The organism is Mycobacterium sp. GA-1199 (assembly GCF_001500045.1).
Taxonomy (GTDB): domain Bacteria; phylum Actinomycetota; class Actinomycetes; order Mycobacteriales; family Mycobacteriaceae; genus Mycobacterium.
Map to the genome: position 1 here is coordinate 104,195 of NZ_LQIX01000008.1, position 14,671 is coordinate 118,865.

Consider the following 14,671-nt stretch of genomic DNA (forward strand, 5'->3'; position numbering starts at 1 on the left):
TGCGTTCGCGAGTAGCCACGGAGAGGAGGTCGACATGGCTCGCGCTGAATCCCCGGCTCAGCCCGGAGGCGCGATCGACACGCTGCTGGCCGAGCATGCCGACCTCGAACGCCAACTCAGCGATCCGGACCTGCATGCCGACGCCGCTCGCGCCCGCAAGGTGGGCAGACGCTTCGCGCAGGTGTCGCCGATCGTCGCGACGTATCGCAAGCTCGAGGCCGCCCGCGGTGACCTGGAGGCGGCACGGGAACTGGCGGCCGACGATCCGTCGTTCGCGGCCGAGGTCGACGAGCTGGTGGCCACCGTCGAGCAACTCGACACCCAGCTGACCGACCTGCTGGCGCCCCGCGACCCGCACGACGCCGACGACATCGTCCTCGAGGTCAAGTCGGGGGAGGGCGGCGAGGAATCCGCGCTATTCGCCGCCGACCTCGCCCGCATGTACATCCGCTACGCCGAGCGCCACGGTTGGACCGTCACCGTGCTCGACGAGACCTTCTCCGACCTCGGCGGCTACAAGGACGCCACACTCTCGATCCGCAGCAAAGGCGACTCCGCCGACGGCGTGTGGTCGCGGCTGAAATTCGAAGGCGGCGTGCATCGCGTACAGCGGGTCCCCGTCACCGAGTCCCAGGGCCGCGTGCACACCTCCGCGGCCGGGGTGCTCGTCTATCCCGAGCCCGAAGAGGTCGAAGAGGTGCAGATCGACGAATCGGATCTGCGCGTCGACGTCTACCGGTCGTCGGGCAAGGGCGGCCAGGGCGTCAACACCACCGACTCCGCCGTGCGCATCACCCACCTGCCCACGGGCATCGTGGTCACCTGTCAGAACGAGCGGTCGCAGCTGCAGAACAAGGCCCGTGCGATGCAGGTGCTCGCCGCGCGGTTGCAGGCGGTGGCCGAGGAGCAGGCGCAGGCAGACGCCTCGGCCGACCGCGCCAGCCAAATCCGCACCGTCGACCGCAGCGAACGCATCCGCACCTACAACTTCCCGGAGAACCGGATCGCCGATCACCGGATCAACTTCAAGGCGCACAACCTCGACCAGGTGCTCGACGGCGAGCTCGACGACCTGTTCGACGCGCTGGCCGCCGCCGACAAGCAGGCGAGACTGCAGGCCACATGATCCGGCCCAGCCCGGCGCCGGCACCCACCCCGCTGAGCCAGACGATCGACGCCGCTGCGACGGCGCTGGCCGAAGCGGGCGTCGCGGCACCGCGCGTCGACGCCGAACTGCTGGCCGCGCACGTGTTGGGGGTGGACCGGGGCCTTCTCCGGTTCGCCGAGGCCGACCCCGAATTCGCCGAACGATACGACAGCCTCATCGCGCGGCGCGCCCAGCGCATCCCGCTGCAGCACCTGGTTGGCACCGCCGCCTTCGGGCCGGTCGACGTGCACGTCGGCCCCGGCGTGTTCATCCCGCGCCCCGAAACCGAAGCCCTGCTGGAATGGGCTCTGGCACAACGGTTGCCCGACGCCCCAGTGATCGTCGACCTGTGCACGGGGAGCGGTGCGCTGGCACTCACGCTGTCGAAGGGCCGGCCCGACGCGCGCATCATCGCCGTCGACGACTCCGAACCGGCGCTCGAATACGCGCGACGTAATCTTGCGGGCACGGCCGTCGAGATCGTCCACGCCGACGTGACCGAACCTGCACTGCTGCCCGAACTCGACGGGTCGGTCGACCTCGTCGTCGCGAACCCGCCCTACATTCCCAACGGTGCGCAGCTCGAACCCGAAGTGGCCGAACACGATCCGGCGCACGCATTGTTCGGCGGCCCAGACGGGATGCGGGTGATCGAGGCGATCTCCGGTCTCGCGGGTCGGTGGCTGCGCACCGGCGGGCTCGTGGCCGTCGAACACGACGACACGACCTCGGAACGCACCGTTGAGTGTTTGAGCCGATCAACGCGTTTCGACGACATCACCGCGCGGCGCGATCTCGCCGGGCGGCCGCGGTTCGTGACCGCCCGAAGGACCCCCGAAGGAGGATCCGCGGCATGAGTCAGTTGTTCGACTGCTCGGACGCCGACCAGCGTGACACCGGAGTCGCGTCGGCGATCAGCGCGCTCAAGGGCGGCCGGCTGGTCGTGTTGCCGACGGACACCGTGTACGGCGTCGGCGCCGACGCATTCGACGGAGAAGCCGTCGCCGCCCTGCTCGCCGCCAAAGGGCGCGGCCGCGATATGCCGGTGCCCGTCCTCGTCGGCTCATGGCACACGATCGAAGGCCTGGTGTACAACGTGCCCACCAGCGCACGCGAACTGATCCGCGCCTTCTGGCCGGGCGCGCTGAGCCTGGTGGTACGCCAGGCGCCGTCGCTGCATTGGGACCTCGGCGACGCGCACGGGACCGTGATGTTGCGTATGCCGTTGCACCCGGTGGCCATCGAACTGCTGCGAGCAGTCGGGCCGATGGCGGTCTCGAGTGCCAACGTCTCCGGACGCCCCCCGGCCGTCACCGCGGAAGCGGCGCGCGAACAATTGGGCGAGCAAGTCGAGGTGTATCTGGAGGCCGGACCATCCGAGCGGCAGGCGGCCTCGACGATCGTCGACCTCACCGGCGCGCACCCGCGCGTGCTGCGCGAAGGCCCGGTCGGTGTCGAGGCGATCGCGACCGTGCTCGGTGTCGAGCCGACGACTTTGACGGACTGAGATTGGCTTTCGTGCAGTACGGTTCACCGGTGGTCTATGCCACCGACACGCTGCTGGCTCTCAACGATCGCGGTGCGGGCGTACCGATCCGGGAGCTCGCGCTGGTCGGGCTGACGGCGGCAATCATCACCTACTTCGCGACCGGATGGGTCAGGGTTCTGGCGCGTCGCTTCGGGGCCGTCGCGATCCCGCGCGACCGAGACGTGCACGCGCAACCCATTCCGCGGATGGGTGGGCTCGCGATGTACATCGGCGTCGCGTTCGCGGTCCTGCTGGCCTCCCAACTCCCGGCCCTGACGCGGGGGTTCGTCTATTCGACGGGCATGCCCGCGGTCGTCGTCGCCGGGGGGCTGATCATGGTCGTCGGCCTGATCGACGACCGTTGGGGCTTGGATTCCCTGACGAAGTTCGCCGGCCAGATCACCGCGGCCAGTGTGCTCGTCACGATGGGGGTGGCGTGGAGCGTGCTCTACATTCCGATCGGCGGCGTCGGCACCATCGTCCTGGATCAGGTGTCGTCGATTCTGCTGACGCTGGCGCTGACGGTCTCGATCGTCAACGCGATGAACTTCATCGACGGTCTCGACGGGCTCGCGGCCGGCCTCGGGCTGATCACCGCGTCGGCAATCTGCATCTTCTCGGTGGGGCTGCTACGCGACCACGGCGGCGACGTCCTGTTCTATCCGCCCGCGGTGATCTCCGTGGTGCTGGCCGGGGTGTGCCTCGGATTCCTGCCGCACAACTTCCACCCCGCCAAGATCTTCATGGGCGACTCCGGGTCGATGCTGATCGGCCTGATGCTCGCGGCGGCGGCGACCACGGCCGCCGGTCCCATCTCGCAGACGGCGTACGGGGTGCGTGACGTCTTCGCGCTGCTGTCGCCGTTCCTGCTCGTGGTCGCGGTGATGTTCGTGCCCGCCCTGGACACCCTGCTGGCGATCATCCGGCGCACCCGGGCCGGCGTCCACTTCACGACACCGGACAAGATGCACCTACATCACCGGTTGCTCCAGATCGGCCATTCGCACCGGCGCGTGGTCCTGGTGATCTATCTGTGGGTGAGCATCGTGTGCTTCGGCGCGGCCAGCACCATCTTCTTCGATCCGCGCTACAGCGGAGCCGTCATGCTGGCCGCAATTCTGGTCGCCGTCGTCGTCACTTTGATCCCTCTTCTCCGTCGGCGGAACGGCCAATTCCAGCCGATGTACGACGAAAAGTAGTAGACCCTCTTTTATGCCTCCCACCATGTGTTAGGGTGCATTCAGAACCCGAAATAACCTCGCGGGTTGCCGGCCCCCGGGCCATCGGTAGACCACCGATCGGAACGGAACCACGACCGACAAAGGGAGCTGCCCCGTGGGTGATTCCAGCGAGCCAAATGCCCTCCGATACGCTCAGGAAGCCACGCACGCAAATCATCGGGGCAACCACCGTGAACCGCGGATTGAGGTGAAGTTGTGACGACGCCAGCGCAAGATGCGCCATTGGTGTTGCCATCCGTTGCGTTCCGCCCGTTGCGGCTCTCGGTGATCTGCCTCGCGCTGACCGTGCTCGCAACCGTGGCGACCGCCCTGCTCGGCCACCCGATGGTCGGAATCTTCTTCGGCATCGGCTTGGGCCTCGGCTTGTTCAACGCGATCCTGGTCCGCCGATCGGCGCTTCGGATCACCGCCCACGCGCACCCGCTGAAGAGCAAGATGGCCGTGAACTCCGCGATCCGCTTGATGGTCCTGACGGTGATCGGACTGGTGATCGCGTTCGTGTTCCGGCCCGAAGGGTTGGGCGTGGTCTTCGGAATGGCGTTGTTCCAAATGCTGCTCGTGTTCTCGACCGCCGTGCCCGTCGCGCGGAAGCTGCGCGCAGGCAGCCCGACCGACACCGTTGGATCCCAAGGGGAGGCCACCCAGTAATGACCGAAACCATCCTCGCCGCCGACTCCGGAATTCACGTCGGCACACATACCGAGGCCAATTGGTTTGGGCTGACTGTTAACACCGATACGTTGTTGTCCGCGTCGATCGCCGCCGTGATCGTGCTGGCGCTGGCGTTCTACCTGCGCGCAAAGGTGACGTCGACCGGCGTGCCCAGCGGAGTGCAACTCTTCTGGGAAGCCATCACCGTCCAGGTGCGCAACCAGGTCGAGTCCGCGATCGGTATGAAGATCGCGCCGTTCGTGCTGCCCCTTGCTGTGACACTGTTCGTCTACATCCTCATCGCGAACTGGCTGTCGGTATTCCCGTGGCAGTACAGCGATGAGACCGGTATCCACGAACTGCTCAAACCCGCCGCCTCCGACATCAACTTCGTTGTGGCGCTCGGCCTGTTCGTGTTCTTCTGCTACCACGCCGCCGGGTTCTGGCGCCGGGGTCCGATCGGCCACCCCGTGCGACTGCTCAAAGGACACGTGGCGTTTCTCGCCCCGATCAACCTCGTCGAGGAGCTCGCCAAGCCAGTCTCGTTGTCCCTCCGACTTTTCGGCAACGTCTTCGCCGGCGGCATCATGGTCACGATCATCGCGCTGTTCCCGGCCTACATCCTGTGGGCGCCGAACGCCCTGTGGAAAATGTTCGAATTGTTCATCGGCGCGATCCAGGCGTTCATCTTCGCGTTGCTGACGATCTTGTACTTCGGCCAGTCGATGGAGCTTGAGGACGAACATCACTGACCACGCGGAAATGCTCGACAAAACCACCTGGTAGGACTGCTACCAGATATCAAGGAGGATAAGGAATGGATCCCACTATCGCTGCCGGAGCACTCATCGGCGGTGGACTTCTTCTGGGCGGCGGCGCCATCGGTGCCGCGATCGGCGACGGTGTCGTCGGTAGCGCTCTGGTCAACGGCGTAGCCCGTCAGCCGGAAGCACAGGGTCGATTGTTCGTCCCGTTCTTCATCACGGTTGGTCTGGTGGAGGCCATGTACTTCATCAACCTGGCGTTCATGGCGCTGTTCGTGTTCGCCACCCCGGTTGGGGGTTAAAGCCGGCCATGGCTGACTCGAACGTCGTTCTGTTGGCTCAGGGAGGTGGCCAGAACTTCCTGATCCCCAACGGCACCTTCATCTTCGTGCTGCTGATCTTCTTGATCGTGCTCGGAGTGATCGCCAAGTGGGTCGTGCCCCCGATTTCCCGGGTCCTGCACGAGCGCGAGGCGATGGTGTACAAGACGGCCGAGGACAACAAACGGGCAGCCCAGTTGCGGGCTGCCGCGGATGCCGACTATCGCAACGTGATGGCGGATGCCCGCCGCGAGGCGACGACTGTCCGTGAGGAAGCCCGCGCTGAGGGTCGCAAGATCGTCGACGACGCGCGGGCCCGCGCCAATGCGGAGGTATCGACGCTTCTGCAGCAGGCGAACGAGCAGCTCACGCAACAGTCGCGGGCTCTGACGGCCGATCTCCAGTCGTCGGTGGAGACGTTGGCTGCCAACCTCGCGAGTCGGGTGCTCGGCGTCGACGTGGCTACGCGCACGGTGCCGGTCGCGACAGGACGGGAGCGCTGACGAATGTCGACCTTCATCGGCCAGCTCATCGGCTTTGCCCTCATTGTGTTCGTGGTCGTCAAATTTGTTGTGCCGCCGGTGCGCAACATGATGAGGACGCAGCAGGAGACGGTCCGAAACCAGCTCGCTGAACACACCGAGGCCGAGAAGAAGGTGGCCGACGCCGACACCGAGCACGCGAAGGCGCTGGAGCAGGCCAAGGCCGAGGCTGCGAATGTGATCGAAGAGGCCCGCAAGGATGCCGAGATCATCGCCGAGCAGCTGCGCGCACAGGCCGACGTCGAGCTGGAACGCATCAAAACGCTGGGGGCGCAACAAGTTCAGCTTCTGCGCCAGCAGCTCGTTCGCGAGCTCCGGCAGAGCCTCGGCGCCGAATCGGTGCAGCGGGCCGGCAATCTCGTCCGCGACTTCGTCTCCGACAGCGCCGAGCAGTCGGCGACAGTCGACCGCTTCCTGGCCGAGCTCGACGAGATGGCCCCGTCGTCGACGACGTTCACAGACGTCGTCACGGCGAAGCTTCGGGCCGCCAGCCGCGAGTCCCTGACTCAGTTGGTCGAGCGGTTCGACGGGGTGGCCAACGGTCTGGATGCGGACGCGCTGACGCGGTTGGCTGACGATCTGGCTTCCACATCGAAACTGTTGCGCCGCGAACCAGTGCTCTCCCGGCATCTGGCCGATCCATCCAGTGCTGATGAGCCCAAGGTTCGGCTCGTCGAGCGGCTGCTCTCGGGAAAGGTCTCGGACTCCGCGCTCGACCTCTTCAAAACGGCTGTGTCGCAGCGTTGGTCGGCCACCTCCGATCTGATTCACAGCATCCAGCACCTCGCCCGGCTGGCCCTTTTGGTGCGGGCCGAGGGGGAGGGCCAGATCGAGGACGTCGAAGACCAGCTGTTCCGGTTCAGTCGCATCCTCGATTCCGAGCCACGCCTGATCTCGCTGCTGGGCGAGTACACGGCCCCGCTCGAGGGACGGATTGGGCTGCTGAACAACGTGCTTGGGCGCCGGGCGAGCAAGAACACCGCCGACCTGCTGCGTCAGACACTCGATCTGCTGCACGGGGAGCGCGCCGACGAGGCCGTTCGCGAACTCGCGAATCTTGCCGTCTCGCGGCGCGGTGAAGTCGTTGCGCAGGTTCGCGCGGCCGCCGAGCTCAGTGACGACCAAAGCCAGCGGCTCACCGAACTGCTCACCCGTATCTACGGTCGTCCGGTGTCGATCCAGCTCGACGTGAACCCCGAACTGCTCGGCGGCTTGACGATCGCCGTCGGTGACGAGGTGATCGACGGTTCGCTGGCGTCGAAGCTGGCGGCGGCCGAGACCCGCTTACCCGACTGACCCACCACACCAAGACCACACACGAAGTAGGAAGACAGAACACCATGGCAGAGTTGACGATCTCGGCGGATGAGATCCAGGGCGCGATCGAGGAGTATGTCTCCGGCTTCGAGGCGGACACCGAGCGCGAAGAGATCGGCACCGTCATCGACGCCGGCGACGGTATCGCTCACGTCGAGGGACTCCCGTCGGTGATGACCCAGGAGCTGCTGGAGTTCCCCGGTGGCGTGCTGGGCGTGGCGCTGAACCTCGACGAGCACAGCGTCGGCGCGGTCATCCTCGGTGACTTCGAGAAGATCGAAGAGGGCCAGCAGGTGAAGCGCACCGGCGAGGTCCTCTCGGTGCCGGTGGGCGATGGCTTCCTCGGTCGCGTGGTCAACCCGCTGGGCCAGCCGATCGACGGTCGCGGGGAGATCGAGACGACCGAACGTCGCGCCCTCGAGCTCCAGGCGCCGTCGGTGGTGCAGCGCCAGGGCGTGAGCGAGCCGCTGCAGACGGGTATCAAGGCCATCGACTCGCAGACCCCGATCGGTCGTGGACAGCGCCAGCTGATCATCGGCGACCGCAAGACCGGGAAGACCGCGGTGTGCGTGGACACCATCCTCAACCAGCGGCAGAACTGGGAGACCGGCGATCCCGATCAGCAGGTCCGCTGCGTGTACGTGGCGATCGGCCAGAAGGGCACCACCATCGCCAGCGTGCGGCAGACCCTCGAAGAGGGCGGCGCGATGGAGTACACGACCATCGTCGCCGCGCCGGCATCGGACTCGGCCGGCTTCAAATGGCTTGCGCCGTACACGGGTTCGTCCATCGCTCAGCACTGGATGTACGACGGCAAGCACGTGCTGATCGTCTTCGACGACCTGACCAAGCAGGCCGAGGCGTACCGCGCGATCTCGCTGCTGCTGCGCCGCCCGCCGGGCCGTGAGGCGTACCCGGGCGACGTCTTCTACCTGCACTCGCGCCTGCTGGAGCGCTGCGCGAAGCTCTCCGACGAGCTCGGCGGCGGCTCGCTGACCGGTCTGCCGATCATCGAGACCAAGGCCAACGACATCTCGGCGTACATCCCGACCAACGTCATCTCGATCACCGACGGTCAGTGCTTCCTGGAGACCGACCTGTTCAACCAGGGTGTGCGCCCGGCGATCAACGTCGGTGTGTCGGTGTCGCGCGTCGGTGGTGCCGCGCAGATCAAGGCAATGAAAGAGGTTGCCGGAAGTCTCCGCTTGGACCTGTCGCAGTACCGCGAACTCGAGTCGTTCGCGGCGTTCGCCTCCGATCTGGACGAGACGTCGAAGGCGCAGCTGGACCGCGGCGCACGGCTCGTTGAGTTGCTCAAGCAACCGCAGAGCAGCCCGATGCCGGTCGAGGACCAGGTGGTCGCGATCTTCCTGGGCACCAGGGGGCACCTGGATTCCGTTCCCGTGGAAGACGTTCAGAAGTTCGAGCGGGAATTCCTCGATCACGTGAAGGGGTCGCAGGAGGGCATCCTCAAGGAGATCCGGGAGAGCAAGAAGCTTTCCGAGGAGCTGGAGGAGAAACTCGAGAAGGTCGTCAACGACTTCAAGAAGGGCTTCGCCACCACCGACGGCAGCTCGGTCGTGCCCGACGAGCATGTCGAGGCGATGGACGAGGAAGACGTCGAAAAGGAATCGGTGAAGGTTCGCAAGCCCGCACCGAAGAAGAAGTAAGGCCTGAACACAGATGGCTGCCACACTGCGCGAATTGCGCGGCCGCATCCGCTCCGCGGGCTCGATCAAGAAGATCACCAAAGCCCAGGAACTGATCGCGACGTCGCGCATCGCCAAGGCGCAGGCTCGAGTCGAGGCGGCTCGGCCCTACGACCGCGAGATCACGAACATGCTCACCGAACTCGCGAGTGCGAGCGCACTGGATCACCCGCTGCTCGTCCCGCGTGAGAACCCTCGGCGGGCTGCCGTGTTGGTGGTCTCCTCGGACCGGGGTCTGGCCGGTGCGTACAACGCGAACATCTTCCGGAGGTCTGAGGAGCTGTTTTCGCTTCTTCGTTCGGAGGGCAAGGACCCCGTCCTGTACGTGGTGGGCCGAAAAGCTCTCGGCTACTACAGCTTCCGCAACTGGGACATCCAGGAGTCGTGGACCGGATTCTCCGAGCGCCCCGATTACGAGAACGCCCAGGAGATCGCGAGCACACTGGTCGATGCGTTCACGGCCGGTGAGGATGACGAAGGCGACGACCCCGGTGCCGACAACGTCCTGGGAGTCGACGAACTGCACATCGTCTTCACTGAATTCAGGTCGATGCTGTCGCAGTCGGCGATTGCACGACGGATCGCACCGATGGTGGTGGAGTACAGCGAAGAAGACCCCGGGCTGCAGACGCTGTTCTCCTTCGAACCGGACGCCGAGACCCTCTTCGGCGCTCTGTTGCCCCGTTACATCTCCACCCGCATCTTCGCCGCGCTGCTCGAGGCGGCGGCGTCGGAGTCGGCTTCTCGCCGACGCGCCATGAAGTCGGCGACCGACAACGCCGACGATCTCATCAAGGATCTGACCCTGATGGCCAACCGCGAGCGGCAATCTCAGATCACCCAGGAAATCAGCGAAATCGTCGGTGGCGCGAACGCGCTTGCGGACGCCGCCAAGAAGTAGCCCCAGAAAGCGAAGAAGACAATGACTGCTACTGCTGAAAAAGAGACCAGCACCGACACCGCGGGCCGCGTCGTACGTGTCACCGGCCCTGTCGTCGACGTTGAATTCCCGCGCGATTCCGTGCCGGAACTGTTCAACGCGCTGCACGCCGAAATCGGATACAAGGACCTGGCGAAGACGCTGACCCTCGAGGTCGCCCAACACCTCGGCGACAACCTCGTGCGCTGCATCTCGATGCAGCCCACCGACGGCTTGGTTCGTGGTGTCGAGGTGACCGACACCGGCAGCTCGATCTCGGTGCCCGTCGGCGACGGCGTCAAGGGCCACGTGTTCAACGCGCTGGGCGACTGCCTCGACGAGCCCGGCTATGGCAAGGATTTCGACCGTTGGTCGATTCACCGCAAGCCGCCGGCGTTCGACCAACTCGAACCCAAGACCGAGATGCTGGAGACGGGCCTGAAGGTCGTCGACCTGCTGACCCCGTACGTCCGTGGCGGCAAGATCGCCCTGTTCGGCGGCGCCGGCGTCGGCAAGACCGTGTTGATCCAGGAGATGATCAACCGCATCGCCCGCAACTTCGGTGGCACTTCGGTGTTCGCCGGCGTGGGTGAGCGCACCCGCGAGGGCAACGACCTGTGGGTCGAGCTCGCCGACGCCGACGTGCTCAAGGACACGGCGCTGGTGTTCGGCCAGATGGACGAGCCGCCGGGCACTCGTATGCGGGTCGCGTTGTCCGCGTTGACGATGGCCGAGTTCTTCCGTGATGAGCAGGGCCAGGACGTGCTGCTGTTCATCGACAACATCTTCCGATTCACCCAGGCGGGTTCGGAGGTTTCGACGCTGCTGGGCCGCATGCCCTCGGCGGTGGGCTACCAGCCGACGCTGGCCGATGAGATGGGTGAGCTGCAGGAGCGGATCACCTCGACCCGAGGTCACTCGATCACCTCGATGCAGGCCGTGTACGTGCCCGCAGACGACTACACCGACCCGGCGCCCGCGACGACGTTCGCGCACCTCGACGCGACGACGGAGCTGAGCCGTTCGGTGTTCTCCAAGGGCATCTTCCCGGCGGTGGACCCGCTGGCGTCCAGCTCGACGATCCTGGATCCGAGCGTGGTCGGCGACGAGCACTACCGCGTCGCGCAAGAGGTCATCCGAATCCTGCAGCGCTACAAGGACCTTCAGGACATCATCGCGATCCTCGGTATCGACGAGTTGGCCGAAGAGGACAAGCAGCTGGTGCAGCGGGCCCGCCGGATCGAGCGCTTCCTGTCACAGAACATGATGGCAGCCGAGCAGTTCACCGGTCAGCCGGGCTCGACGGTTCCCCTGAAGGAGACGATCGAGGCGTTCGACAAGCTGACCAAGGGCGACTTCGACCATCTGCCGGAGCAGGCGTTCTTCCTCATCGGTGGTCTCGAGGATCTGGAGAAGAAGGCAGAAAGCCTCGGCGCCAAGATGGATGCCGGCGGCGGTGACGGCGCCCCGGCTCAGACCGACTCAAACGGCGACGCGGGCAAGGGCGACGATTCCGACAAGGACGAATAGCGATGGCGGATTTGGACGTCGACATTGTCGCCGTCGAGCGGGAAATCTGGTCGGGTAAGGCGACGTTCCTGTTCACCCGCACCACTGCGGGTGAGATCGGCATCCTGCCCCGCCATATCCCGTTGGTTGCTCAACTCGTCGACGACGCCATGGTGCGCGTCGAGCGAGAGGGCGAAGAGGATCTGCGTATCGCCGTCGACGGCGGATTCATGTCGGTCACCGGTGAAGGCGTGATCATCCTTGCGGAGTCCGCCGAGCTCGAGTCCGAGATCGATGGCGACCGTGCGCGGCAGGACTCCGAATCCGACGATCCCGCAGTTGCGGCAAAGGGTCGAGCCAGGCTTCGCGCCCTGGGTCAGCTCGACTAGCGGTAACCGATGAGCGCGCTCATGTTCATCATGGTCGCGCTCATCTGCGTGCTGCTTTTCGTCGTCATCGCGCTGTGCTACCGGCTGTGGAAGCTACGGCAGGTAGGCGGTACAGCGGCGATCCTGCGGGACGTACCCGCTGTCGGCGGTCAAGGATGGCGTCACGGTGTAATGCGTTATCGCGGTGGCGAAGCCGGGTTCTACCGGTTGTCGAGCCTGCGTTGGTGGCCGGATCGCCGGTTGAGCCGCCGCGGGCTGGAGATCGTGTCGCGGCGAGGTCCGCGCGGCGACGAGTTCGACATCATGACAGACGAGATCGTGGTGCTCGAGTTGCGCGACACCAGCCCTGAACGCCGTCGTGGCTACGAGATTGCGCTGGATCGCGGTGCGCTGACGGCGTTTCTGTCCTGGTTGGAGTCCCGGCCGTCACCTCGCGCGCGACGCCGAAGCTTCTAATCCGTTGCCCGAGTCCGCTGTTTGGTCTTGCCGCGGGCGCTCATCCGCCCGGTTGCCAGAGCACGTCACCCTGCGGATTGGCGACCCGGGACAGGATGAAGAGCAGATCCGACAGCCTGTTCAGGTATTTCGCAGGTAATACGGTGATCGAATCACCGTGATACTCGACCGCCGCCCAGGCAGATCGTTCGGCGCGCCGGGCAACGGTACGAGCCACGTGCAGTAGTGCGGACAGGGGAGTACCGCCGGGCAGCACAAACGAATTCAGCGCGGGCAGCGATTCGTTGAATTCGTCGCACCAGGCTTCCAGTCGGTCGATATAGCTTTGGGTGATCCGCAGCGGTGGGTGCTCGGGGTGCTCGACCACCGGAGTCGACAGGTCAGCGCCCGCGTCGAAGAGGTCGTTCTGAATCTGCTTGAGTACCTTCGAGATTTGCTCGGCGGGGTTTCCCAAGGCGATGGCAACGCCGATGGCGGCGTTGACTTCGTCGCAATCGGCATACGCCACGAGGCGGGCGTCATTCTTCGACACCCGACTGAAATCGCTCAGTCCCGTGGTGCCGTCATCGCCCGTGCGCGTATATATCCGGGTGAGATGAACCGCCATGGTCAAACCGTACCGGAACCCGTAGCCGAGGAAACTGACACGGCCCGCGGCGCTGTTTAGACTAACCCGCGTGAGCGAGCGATTCGTGGTGACCGGCGGAAACCGGTTATCTGGCGAAGTTGCCGTCGGGGGAGCAAAGAACAGCGTGTTGAAGCTGATGGCCGCGACCTTGTTGGCCGAAGGCACCAGCACGATCACGAATTGTCCGGACATTCTCGATGTACCGCTGATGGCCGAGGTGCTCCGAGGTCTTGGGGCGACTGTCGAACTGAACGGCGACGTCGTCCGGATCACCTCGCCCGACGAACCCAAGTACGACGCCGACTTTGCCGCCGTGCGGCAGTTTCGTGCTTCGGTCTGCGTCTTGGGCCCGCTCGTCGGCCGCTGTAAGCGGGCCAAGGTCGCGCTGCCTGGAGGGGACGCGATCGGCTCCCGGCCGTTGGACATGCATCAGGCCGGCCTTCGTCAGTTGGGGGCACGGTGCAACATCGAGCACGGCTGCGTGGTGGCCGAGGCCGACCACCTCCGCGGCGCCGAGATCCAGCTGGAGTTTCCCTCGGTCGGGGCCACGGAGAACATCCTGATGGCCGCCGTCGTCGCCGAGGGTGTCACGACCATCCACAACGCCGCGCGCGAACCCGACGTCGTCGATCTGTGCGCGATGCTCAACCAGATGGGCGCCCAGATCTCCGGCGCGGGCACCTCGACCATGACGATCACCGGGGTCGACCGGCTTTATCCCACCGAGCATCGGGTGATCGGCGACCGTATCGTGGCCGCGACGTGGGGGATCGCCGCCGCGATGACGCACGGCGACATCTCGGTGACCGGCGTGGACCCGCAGCACCTGCAGCTGGTACTGCACAAGCTGCACGACGCCGGCGCCACCGTGACGCAGTCCGACGACGGGTTCCGGGTGGTCCAGTACGAGCGTCCCAAAGCGGTGAACGTCGCGACGTTGCCCTTTCCCGGTTTTCCGACGGACCTGCAGCCGATGGCGATCGCCCTTGCATCGATTGCCGACGGCACGTCGATGATCACGGAGAACGTGTTCGAGGCTCGGTTCCGATTCGTTGAGGAGATGGTGCGGCTGGGAGCCGATGCCAGGACCGACGGCCACCATGCGGTGGTCCGGGGCATCTCGCAGCTCTCCAGTGCGCCGGTCTGGTCGTCGGATATCCGGGCCGGCGCCGGGCTCGTGCTGGCCGGGCTGGTCGCCGACGGCGATACCGAAGTCCACGACGTCTTCCACATCGATCGCGGCTATCCGCTGTTCGTCGAGAATCTCAAGAGCCTGGGCGCTGAAATCGAGCGCGTGACCTGATCGACCCGCCTGGGTCCGCGCGTCGATCCTGTTCCGGCAACCCGCTTTGGGGTTTCCCTCCGACTGGCGTATCCTCTTGTGAGAAGCCCACGGCCCCAGGCCAATCGGACTGGAGGACGGGGTTTGACGTCTCTGTCCAGATCGGTATAGACTGGCAGGGTTGCCCCAAAAGCGGGTGTGTTGTTTGAGAACTCAATAGTGTGTTTGGTGGTTTTTGTTTGTTGTTGTTTTTTGCCATGCCCTGTTTT

At 65.4% G+C, this 14,671-nt stretch carries 16 protein-coding genes; 15 read left to right on the forward strand and 1 reads right to left on the reverse strand.

The window, feature by feature from the left end:
• Nucleotides 1-34: 34 nt before the first annotated feature.
• The 14 genes from prfA (at nucleotide 35) to AU198_RS07460 (ending at nucleotide 12,492) form a co-directional block, all read left to right on the forward strand.
• The gene (gene prfA / locus AU198_RS07395) at nucleotides 35-1,126 is read left to right on the forward strand and encodes a peptide chain release factor 1 (protein ID WP_064347108.1); all 1,092 of its coding nucleotides are present in this window, start codon (nucleotides 35-37) and stop codon (nucleotides 1,124-1,126) included.
• Complete coding sequence (gene prmC / locus AU198_RS07400; protein WP_064347110.1) at nucleotides 1,123-2,004, forward strand: peptide chain release factor N(5)-glutamine methyltransferase; 882 nt, start codon at nucleotides 1,123-1,125, stop codon at nucleotides 2,002-2,004. The genes prfA and prmC overlap by 4 nt, the downstream gene beginning before the upstream one ends.
• The gene (locus tag AU198_RS07405; RefSeq protein ID WP_064347112.1) at nucleotides 2,001-2,654 is read left to right on the forward strand and encodes an L-threonylcarbamoyladenylate synthase; all 654 of its coding nucleotides are present in this window, start codon (nucleotides 2,001-2,003) and stop codon (nucleotides 2,652-2,654) included. The genes prmC and AU198_RS07405 overlap by 4 nt, the downstream gene beginning before the upstream one ends.
• A gap of 2 nt (nucleotides 2,655-2,656) precedes the next feature.
• The gene (locus AU198_RS07410; RefSeq protein WP_197416045.1) at nucleotides 2,657-3,874 is read left to right on the forward strand and encodes a glycosyltransferase family 4 protein; all 1,218 of its coding nucleotides are present in this window, start codon (nucleotides 2,657-2,659) and stop codon (nucleotides 3,872-3,874) included.
• A 237-nt stretch (nucleotides 3,875-4,111) separates the two neighbouring features.
• On the forward strand, nucleotides 4,112-4,564 hold the full coding sequence (locus AU198_RS07415; RefSeq protein ID WP_064347114.1) for an ATP synthase subunit I: 453 nt from the start codon (nucleotides 4,112-4,114) through the stop codon (nucleotides 4,562-4,564).
• Nucleotides 4,564-5,319 (forward strand): F0F1 ATP synthase subunit A, encoded by a 756-nt coding sequence (gene atpB, locus AU198_RS07420; RefSeq protein ID WP_064347117.1) that lies wholly within the window; start codon nucleotides 4,564-4,566, stop codon nucleotides 5,317-5,319. The genes AU198_RS07415 and atpB overlap by 1 nt, the downstream gene beginning before the upstream one ends.
• 65 nt (nucleotides 5,320-5,384) lie before the next feature.
• Nucleotides 5,385-5,633 carry a F0F1 ATP synthase subunit C gene (locus AU198_RS07425; RefSeq protein ID WP_064347125.1) on the forward strand — a complete coding sequence of 83 codons (249 nt, stop codon included), beginning with the start codon at nucleotides 5,385-5,387 and terminating at the stop codon, nucleotides 5,631-5,633.
• An 8-nt stretch (nucleotides 5,634-5,641) separates the two neighbouring features.
• Complete coding sequence (locus AU198_RS07430; protein WP_064347127.1) at nucleotides 5,642-6,154, forward strand: F0F1 ATP synthase subunit B; 513 nt, start codon at nucleotides 5,642-5,644, stop codon at nucleotides 6,152-6,154.
• A gap of 3 nt (nucleotides 6,155-6,157) precedes the next feature.
• Nucleotides 6,158-7,489, forward strand: coding sequence for a F0F1 ATP synthase subunit B/delta (locus tag AU198_RS07435; protein ID WP_064347129.1), 1,332 nt, complete (start codon nucleotides 6,158-6,160; stop codon nucleotides 7,487-7,489).
• A 44-nt stretch (nucleotides 7,490-7,533) separates the two neighbouring features.
• Nucleotides 7,534-9,180 carry a F0F1 ATP synthase subunit alpha gene (gene atpA, locus AU198_RS07440; RefSeq protein WP_064347132.1) on the forward strand — a complete coding sequence of 549 codons (1,647 nt, stop codon included), beginning with the start codon at nucleotides 7,534-7,536 and terminating at the stop codon, nucleotides 9,178-9,180.
• A gap of 13 nt (nucleotides 9,181-9,193) precedes the next feature.
• Nucleotides 9,194-10,120, forward strand: a complete 927-nt coding sequence (locus tag AU198_RS07445; protein ID WP_064347135.1) for a F0F1 ATP synthase subunit gamma — start codon at nucleotides 9,194-9,196, stop codon at nucleotides 10,118-10,120.
• A gap of 21 nt (nucleotides 10,121-10,141) precedes the next feature.
• Nucleotides 10,142-11,668, forward strand: a complete 1,527-nt coding sequence (gene atpD / locus AU198_RS07450) for a F0F1 ATP synthase subunit beta (RefSeq protein WP_064347137.1) — start codon at nucleotides 10,142-10,144, stop codon at nucleotides 11,666-11,668.
• A 2-nt stretch (nucleotides 11,669-11,670) separates the two neighbouring features.
• Nucleotides 11,671-12,036 (forward strand): F0F1 ATP synthase subunit epsilon, encoded by a 366-nt coding sequence (locus tag AU198_RS07455; RefSeq protein WP_064347140.1) that lies wholly within the window; start codon nucleotides 11,671-11,673, stop codon nucleotides 12,034-12,036.
• A 9-nt stretch (nucleotides 12,037-12,045) separates the two neighbouring features.
• Nucleotides 12,046-12,492 carry a DUF2550 domain-containing protein gene (locus AU198_RS07460; protein WP_064347142.1) on the forward strand — a complete coding sequence of 149 codons (447 nt, stop codon included), beginning with the start codon at nucleotides 12,046-12,048 and terminating at the stop codon, nucleotides 12,490-12,492.
• A gap of 40 nt (nucleotides 12,493-12,532) precedes the next feature.
• On the opposite strand, the gene AU198_RS07465 is transcribed toward AU198_RS07460, so the two are convergent.
• On the reverse strand, nucleotides 12,533-13,099 hold the full coding sequence (locus AU198_RS07465) for a cob(I)yrinic acid a,c-diamide adenosyltransferase (RefSeq protein ID WP_064347144.1): 567 nt from the start codon (nucleotides 13,097-13,099) through the stop codon (nucleotides 12,533-12,535).
• Between the two features lie 70 nt (nucleotides 13,100-13,169).
• Between AU198_RS07465 and murA the strand changes: the two genes are divergently transcribed.
• Complete coding sequence (gene murA, locus AU198_RS07470) at nucleotides 13,170-14,423, forward strand: UDP-N-acetylglucosamine 1-carboxyvinyltransferase (protein WP_064347145.1); 1,254 nt, start codon at nucleotides 13,170-13,172, stop codon at nucleotides 14,421-14,423.
• Nucleotides 14,424-14,671 lie beyond the last annotated feature (248 nt).

What these genes read in the sequence shown, in the direction of transcription:
- atpA (WP_064347132.1), top strand. Translation starts at nt 7,534, where the DNA reads ATGGCAGAGTTGACGATCTCGGCGGATGAGATCCAGGGCGCGATCGAG.
- prfA (WP_064347108.1), top strand. Translation starts at nt 35, where the DNA reads ATGGCTCGCGCTGAATCCCCGGCTCAGCCCGGAGGCGCGATCGACACG.
- prmC (WP_064347110.1), top strand. Translation starts at nt 1,123, where the DNA reads ATGATCCGGCCCAGCCCGGCGCCGGCACCCACCCCGCTGAGCCAGACG.
- AU198_RS07460 (WP_064347142.1), top strand. Translation starts at nt 12,046, where the DNA reads ATGAGCGCGCTCATGTTCATCATGGTCGCGCTCATCTGCGTGCTGCTT.
- AU198_RS07445 (WP_064347135.1), top strand. Translation starts at nt 9,194, where the DNA reads ATGGCTGCCACACTGCGCGAATTGCGCGGCCGCATCCGCTCCGCGGGC.
- AU198_RS07455 (WP_064347140.1), top strand. Translation starts at nt 11,671, where the DNA reads ATGGCGGATTTGGACGTCGACATTGTCGCCGTCGAGCGGGAAATCTGG.
- AU198_RS07425 (WP_064347125.1), top strand. Translation starts at nt 5,385, where the DNA reads ATGGATCCCACTATCGCTGCCGGAGCACTCATCGGCGGTGGACTTCTT.
- AU198_RS07435 (WP_064347129.1), top strand. Translation starts at nt 6,158, where the DNA reads ATGTCGACCTTCATCGGCCAGCTCATCGGCTTTGCCCTCATTGTGTTC.
- atpD (WP_064347137.1), top strand. Translation starts at nt 10,142, where the DNA reads ATGACTGCTACTGCTGAAAAAGAGACCAGCACCGACACCGCGGGCCGC.
- atpB (WP_064347117.1), top strand. Translation starts at nt 4,564, where the DNA reads ATGACCGAAACCATCCTCGCCGCCGACTCCGGAATTCACGTCGGCACA.
- AU198_RS07430 (WP_064347127.1), top strand. Translation starts at nt 5,642, where the DNA reads ATGGCTGACTCGAACGTCGTTCTGTTGGCTCAGGGAGGTGGCCAGAAC.
- AU198_RS07405 (WP_064347112.1), top strand. Translation starts at nt 2,001, where the DNA reads ATGAGTCAGTTGTTCGACTGCTCGGACGCCGACCAGCGTGACACCGGA.
- AU198_RS07465 (WP_064347144.1), bottom strand. Translation starts at nt 13,099, where the DNA reads ATGGCGGTTCATCTCACCCGGATATATACGCGCACGGGCGATGACGGC.